The organism is Streptomyces sp. NTD91 (assembly GCF_059510455.1).
Window position 1 is genome coordinate 1 of sequence record NZ_JCAJZW010000096.1, and the last position, 6,402, is coordinate 6,402.

At 70.1% G+C, this 6,402-nt stretch carries 4 protein-coding genes and 1 pseudogene; 2 read left to right on the top strand and 3 right to left on the bottom strand.

The window, feature by feature from the left end; translation table 11 throughout:
• The 3 genes and pseudogenes from AC5WRT_RS38490 to AC5WRT_RS38500 form a co-directional block, all read right to left on the bottom strand.
• Window positions 1–555: pseudogene (locus AC5WRT_RS38490) on the bottom strand (transposase); the annotation flags it as partial.
• 548 nt (window positions 556–1,103) lie between these two features.
• Window positions 1,104–2,432, bottom strand: coding sequence for a class I SAM-dependent RNA methyltransferase (locus AC5WRT_RS38495; protein WP_496098858.1), 1,329 nt, complete (start codon window positions 2,430–2,432; stop codon window positions 1,104–1,106).
• A 137-nt stretch (window positions 2,433–2,569) separates the two neighbouring features.
• Window positions 2,570–4,621 (bottom strand): APC family permease, encoded by a 2,052-nt coding sequence (locus AC5WRT_RS38500; RefSeq protein WP_496098857.1) that lies wholly within the window; start codon window positions 4,619–4,621, stop codon window positions 2,570–2,572.
• Window positions 4,622–5,055: 434 nt separating this feature from the next.
• Between AC5WRT_RS38500 and AC5WRT_RS38505 the strand changes: the two genes are divergently transcribed.
• Window positions 5,056–5,727 carry a potassium channel family protein gene (locus tag AC5WRT_RS38505; RefSeq protein WP_330337343.1) on the top strand — a complete coding sequence of 224 codons (672 nt, stop codon included), beginning with the start codon at window positions 5,056–5,058 and terminating at the stop codon, window positions 5,725–5,727.
• Complete coding sequence (locus tag AC5WRT_RS38510) at window positions 5,727–6,398, top strand: potassium channel family protein (RefSeq protein ID WP_496098856.1); 672 nt, start codon at window positions 5,727–5,729, stop codon at window positions 6,396–6,398. The genes AC5WRT_RS38505 and AC5WRT_RS38510 overlap by 1 nt, the downstream gene beginning before the upstream one ends.
• Window positions 6,399–6,402 lie beyond the last annotated feature (4 nt).

A 6,402-nucleotide genomic window follows, 5' to 3' on the forward strand; every position in this document is an offset into this window, starting at 1 on the left:
AGGATATCGGCCCACACGTACACGTAGTCGCTGCTCGCGAGGTCGCGCTGCCGGAAGGCGGCGTGGTCGTCGCTCCGCTGCTTCGTCAGCCGGGTCACGGTGGCCGGCGACAGCCCGGCCGAGCTGCCGAGGAACTGCTCCAGCGCGGGCACGAAGTCCCCTGAGGAGAGGCCGTGCAGATAGAGCAGCGGCAGTACCTCGCTGACCCTGGGCGACTTGCGGCACCACGGCGGCAGGATCTTCGAGGAGAACCGCATTCGCTCGCCGGTGGCCGCGTCGACCCGCTTGTCGTTCACGCGCGGGGCGGTGACCTCGACGGGACCTGCGGCGGACGGTGCGGGGCCGGTGGTGGCCGTTGCGGACCACCAGACGCCGCCCGGCCTCGTCCGTCTCGGCGGCCAATTCGGCTATGTACTGGTTGTCTTCGGCCTCCAGCGCGGCGGCGAGCATCCGCCGGGCGCCCTCGCGGACGATCTCGCCGATCAGGCAGCCGGACTCGGTGGAACCGTCGGGGTCGTCGTTGGCTTCGGCGTGCGCTCGCACGAGAGCTTTCAGGTGCTCGGCGTTCGCCGCCATACGCCTGTCACCCTTCCGATGCCAGCTAGTGCCGCAACAGGCAACGTTCGCCCCGTCGCGACGCCCGGCACGCTCCCCCACTGCCTCAAGGGCGTGGGAGGTGCCCCCACTCGCCGCACCGGGCACAAACCCAAGTACCTCCAGTACGAGGGCTCGCACCCGGCACGCCGAGAGCACGCACCGGACGCCGCTCCTTGACGGGCAAACGTTGCCTGCCGCGGCACTAGCTGTGAGAGAGGTCCACCCAGGAGCCGATGAGCACCTGCGCCGCCTGCATCGTAGGCTCGCGGCGGCAGAGTGTGGTCTGGACGTTCCTGCGCACCGCCCATAACAGCGCACTCTCGATCAGACGCTGCGGCCAGACCTGCCCCAACGGCATGGCCACTAGAGTGCCTGAGCAGCGACGCAAGCGACCCTGACACCCCATCAGAACGAGCGTCAAATGAGCGTCACGAGCGTCATTTCAGCGTCAAGATATCGCCCGTAACGCCCACACCGCACATAATGCGCATGCATGAAACCGCAGGTCAGGAGCCCTTTGCGGCCGGTTCAAGGATCGCGACACACTCAACGTGGTGGGTCATCGGAAACAGATCGAACGCCCGAAGCGTCCGCACCCGGTAGCCGCCCTCGCGGAAGTACGCCAGGTCGCGGGCCAGGGCGGCCGGGTCGCAGGCCACGTAGGCGACGCGGCGCGCGCCGAGGGAGGCGAGGCGGGCCACCGTGGCGCGGCCGGCGCCGGCGCGGGGCGGGTCGAGGACGATCAGGTCGACCTCGGTGATGCCGGTGCGCGGGAGGACGGATTCGACCTTGCCCTGCTCGACGCGGACCCGTGGGAAGTCGGCGAGGTTGTGCCGCGCGTCCTCCACGGCCCGCTTGCCGGACTCGATGCCGAGCACCGCGCCCTTCTCGCCCAGCCGGTCGGCCAACGCCCCCGCGAACAGGCCCACGCCGCAGTAGAGGTCCAGCGCCGTCTCGCCCTTGCGTGGGAGCAGGCCCTGCATGACCGCCGTCACGAGGGTGTCGGCCGCCTTCGGGTGGACCTGCCAGAAGCCACCGCCCCCGACGCGGTGGGTACGGCCGTCCGCGCGTTCGCGGACGAAGGGGCGGCCGTGGACGCGGTGGACCCCGCCGGACTTCTCGTCGACGCGGAGGACGGAGACCGGCTTGTCCAGTTCCACCAGGGGGAGGCGGGCGCCGGGGCGCGGGGTCAGGATCACCTGGCGGTCCTGGGAGCCGGTGGCCGCGATGGCCTCGACGGACTCCATGCCGGTCCAGTCCCGCCGTTCGATGCCCAGCTCGCTGACGCCCCGCGCCGCGATCATGCAGTGGTCCATGCGCTCGATCTCGTGCGAGCGGTGGCGGCGCAGACCCGCGTGGCCCTCGGCGTCGACGGCGTACTGAACGCGGGTGCGCCATTGCGGGACCTGGCCGGCGGGCAGTTTGTCGCCCTCGGCCGGCATCACCGTGCCGTCCCAGCCCGCCTCCTCGGGAGTGAGGCCGGCCAGCCGCTCGAGCTGTTCGGCGATCACCTCGCCCTTCAGTCGGCGCTGGGCACCGGGCTTGGCGTGCTGCCAGTCGCAGCCGCCGCAGCGGCCCGGCCCGGCGAACGGGCAGGGGGCCTCGATGCGGTCCTTGGAGGCCTCCAGGATCCGTACGGCGTCCGCGCGGAGGAAGCGGGCGCCCTCCTCGCCCTCGGTCACCCGGGCCACCACCCGCTCGCCGGGCAGCGTGTGCCGGACGAACAGCACCTGACCCTCGGCCGTGCGTGCGATGCAGTGGCCGCCGTGGGCGACCGGGCCGATCTCGACCTCGTACTCCGCCCCGACCAGCGACTTCTTCTCTTCTGCCTGCATGGCGGGGTGACTCCAGATCGGGAACGGGGAACGGCCGGACAACAGCCCACCAGTCTACGTGGCTGTCGTCCGGCCGTTGACCACGGGCCGGGCTCCGGGTTCAGCGCCCCGGACGCGCCGGGCACAGTGCCCCGGTCTCACTCCTTGGTCCGCGACGGCTCCTTGGGCCGCTCCGCCGCCGGACCGCGCCGTACCGCACCCGGTGCACTCCACTCCTGCCGCCTGCGGGCCCGCGCCTTGGCCGCCTCGGAGGACGCCAGCTGGTACGGCACGGAGGTGACCATCACGCCGGACGTGAACAGCAGACGGCCCTTCAGACGCAGGGCGCTCTGGTTGTGCAGCAGGTGCTCGTACCAGTGGCCGACGACGTACTCGGGGATGATCACCGAGACCGCGTCGCGCGGGGACTCCTTGCGCAGGCTCTTGACGTACTCGATCACCGGGCGGGTGATCTCGCGGTACGGCGAGTCCAGGACCTTCAGCGGTACGTCGATGCCGCGCCGCTCCCACTCCTCGCGCAGCGCCTTGGTCTCGGCCGGGTCGACGTTGACCGTGAGCGCTTCCAGGGTGTCGGAGCGCATCAGCTTGGCGTACGCGAGGGCGCGCAGGGTCGGGCGGTGGATCTTGGAGATCAGCACCACCGAGTGCACCCGCGACGGGCGGACCATGTCGTCGGCCGGGTCGTCCGGAGCGGAGAGCTCCTCGGCGACCCGGTCGTAGTGCTTACGGATCCCGGTCATCGTGGCGTAGAAGATGCACATGCCGAGCACGGCCACCCACGCGCCGTGCGTGAACTTGGTGACCAGCACCACGACCAGCACCAGGCCGGTCAGGCAGGTGCCGAACGCGTTGATCGCGCGGGAGCGCATCATGTGGCGGCGCTTGGCCTGGTCCTGCTCGACCGCGAGATGGCGGTTCCAGTGCCGGACCATGCCGGTCTGGCTGAGCGTGAAGGACACGAACACGCCGACGATGTACAGCTGGATCAGCCGCGTGGAGTCCGCGCCGTAGATGACGGTCAGCAGGGCCGCGGCGCCGGCGAGCAGCACGATGCCGTTGGAGAAGGCGAGCCGGTCGCCGCGGGTGTGCAGCTGGCGCGGCAGGTAGCGGTCCTGGGCGAGGATCGAGCCGAGCAGCGGGAAGCCGTTGTACGCCGTGTTGGCCGCGAGGAACAGGACCAGGGCCGTGGCCGCCGCGAGGACGACGAACAGGAAGCTGCCCTTGCCGAAGACGGCCTCGGCCACCTGGGAGATGACCGGGTCCTGGACATAGCCGGAGCCGAGCGGGTGGCCGTTGTGGATCAGGTCGACGGCCGGGTTCTCGGCCATGCGGACCTTGGTCGACATGGCGAAGCCGATGATGCCGCAGAACATGGTGACGGCCAGTACGCCCATGAGGGCGAGGGTGGTCGCCGCGTTCTTCGACTTCGGCTTGCGGAAGGCAGGGACGCCGTTGGAGATCGCCTCGACGCCGGTGAGCGCGGCACAGCCGGAGGAGAAGGCCCGCAGCAGCAGGAAGACCAGCGCGAAGCCCGCGAGGCCCTGGTGCTCGGCTCTGATGTGGTAGTCGGCGCTCGGGGCACGCATGGTGTCCCCGAGGAGCAGGCCGCGGACGAGGCCCCACGCGATCATGACGAAGACGCCGCCGACGAACACGTACGTCGGGATCGCGAAGAGCTTGCCGGACTCCTTCACGCCCCGCAGGTTCATCAGCGTCAGCAGCACGATCACGGCGACCGCGCACAACACCTTGTGCTCGATCACGAACGGGACCGCGGAGCCGAGGTTCTCGATGCCGGAGGCGATGGAGACGGCGACGGTCATGACGTAGTCCACGAGCAGGGCGCTGGCGACCGTGAGGCCGGCCCGGTCGCCCAGGTTGGTGGTGGCGACCTCGTAGTCGCCGCCGCCGCTCGGGTAGGCGTGCACGTTCTGCCGGTAGGAGGCGACCACGGTGAACATCAGCACCACGACCGCGACGGCGATCCACGGGCTGAAGTGGTACGCCGACACACCCGCGATGGACAGGACCAGCAGGACCTCGCCCGGCGCGTAGGCGACGGAGGACAGCGGGTCGGAAGCGAAGACGGGGAGTGCGATGCGCTTGGGCAGGAGCGTTTCGCCCAGCCGGTCACTGCGCAGTGCGCGCCCGATCAGGATCCGTTTGGGCACGTCGGTCAGTTTGGACACGAGAGAGGATCGTAAGCCTACGAACGGGCAACCGCCCACCCGGCATCGCCGATCTGCCTCACGAGTGAAATCGGTGGCGCGGGGAACTGCGGTTTCCGTGGTCCGCGCGCTCCCCGTGCCTAGATGTCAAACCCCCGTAAGTCATCGCACCTCGGAGGACCCATGCCCGCCACCGCGGAGCTGATCGGGGCGACTGTCGCCCTCCTCGGCCTCGGAATCCTGACCCTGTGCAGCGTGCGCAGTATCACTCGCAGGAGCCCGGCCCCGATGATCCCCGAGCCGATCGCTGACGCCGCTCACGCACATGATCGCGGACAGTGATCATGGTGAAGGCCCGCACGGGGGTGCCACCGCCACGCGCCCCTGTGTAGCTTTGGGCCTCGGTCTGAGACCCTGATGCTGAGCAGTAACTTTTGGACACCGGAAGGACGGTCGTGCACATCGTCATCATGGGCTGCGGAAGAGTGGGTTCCGCTCTTGCCCAGACCCTGGAGCAACAGGGCCACACGGTCGCCGTGATCGACCAGGACCCCACCGCCTTCCGCCGACTGGGCCCGGGCTTCGGGGGCCGCCGGGTCACCGGGGTCGGCTTCGACCAGGACACCCTGCGCGAGGCGGGCATCGAGGAGGCCGGCGCCTTCGCCGCCGTCTCCAGCGGTGACAACTCGAACATCATCTCCGCGCGCGTGGCCCGCGAGATGTTCGGCGTGGAGAACGTGGCCGCCCGCATCTACGACCCGCGTCGCGCCGAGGTCTACCAACGCCTGGGCATCCCCACGGTGGCGACGGTCCGGTGGACCGCCGACCAGATGCTGCGCCGGCTGCTGCCCTCCGGTGCCGAGCCGCTGTGGCGCGACCCCACCGGCGGGGTGCAGCTCGCCGAGGTGCACGCCTCGACGAAGTGGGTCGGGCACAAGATCAGCAAACTGCAGGAGGAGACGGGCGTCCGCGTGGCGTTCCTGACCCGCCTGGGCGAGGCGATCCTGCCGACCTCGCAGACGGTGCTGCAGGAAGGCGACCTCGTGCATGTGATGATGCGGTCGGACGACGTGGACAAGGTCGAAGCGGCGTTCGCCCAGGGCCCGGAAGAGGAGAGCGGTCACTGATGAGGGTCGCCATTGCCGGAGCCGGCGCGGTCGGCCGCTCGATCGCGGCCGAGCTGCTGGAGAACGGGCACGAGGTCCTGCTCGTCGACAAGGCCCCGACCGCCATCTCGGTGGAGCGGGTGCCGCAGGCGGAGTGGCTGCTGGCCGACGCCTGTGAGATCACGTCCCTGGACGAGGCCGCGCTGCAGCGCTGCAACGTCGTCATCGCCGCGACCGGCGACGACAAGGTCAACCTCGTCGTCTCGCTGCTCGCCAAGACGGAGTACGGCGTACCGCGCGTCGTCGCCCGCGTCAACAATCCGAAGAACGAGTGGTTGTTCAACGAGGCCTGGGGCGTGGACGTGGCCGTCTCCACCCCGCGCCTGATGTCCGCCCTGGTCGAGGAGGCGGTGAGCGTCGGCGACCTGGTGCGCCTGCTGCGCTTCAGCCACGGCGACGCCAACCTCGTCGAACTCACCCTCCCCGAGGAGTCGGCGCTGGCCGGCACCCAGGTGGGCGACGTCCGGTGGCCCGAGGACACTTCCCTGGTCACCATCATCCGCGGCACGCGCGTCCTGACCCCGTCCAAGGAGGACTCCCTGGAGCCGGGCGACGAACTGCTGTTCGTGGCCGCGCAGGCCCGTGAGGAGCAGTTGGAGGAACTGCTGTCGGTGCGGCGCGACGAGGCCTGATGGG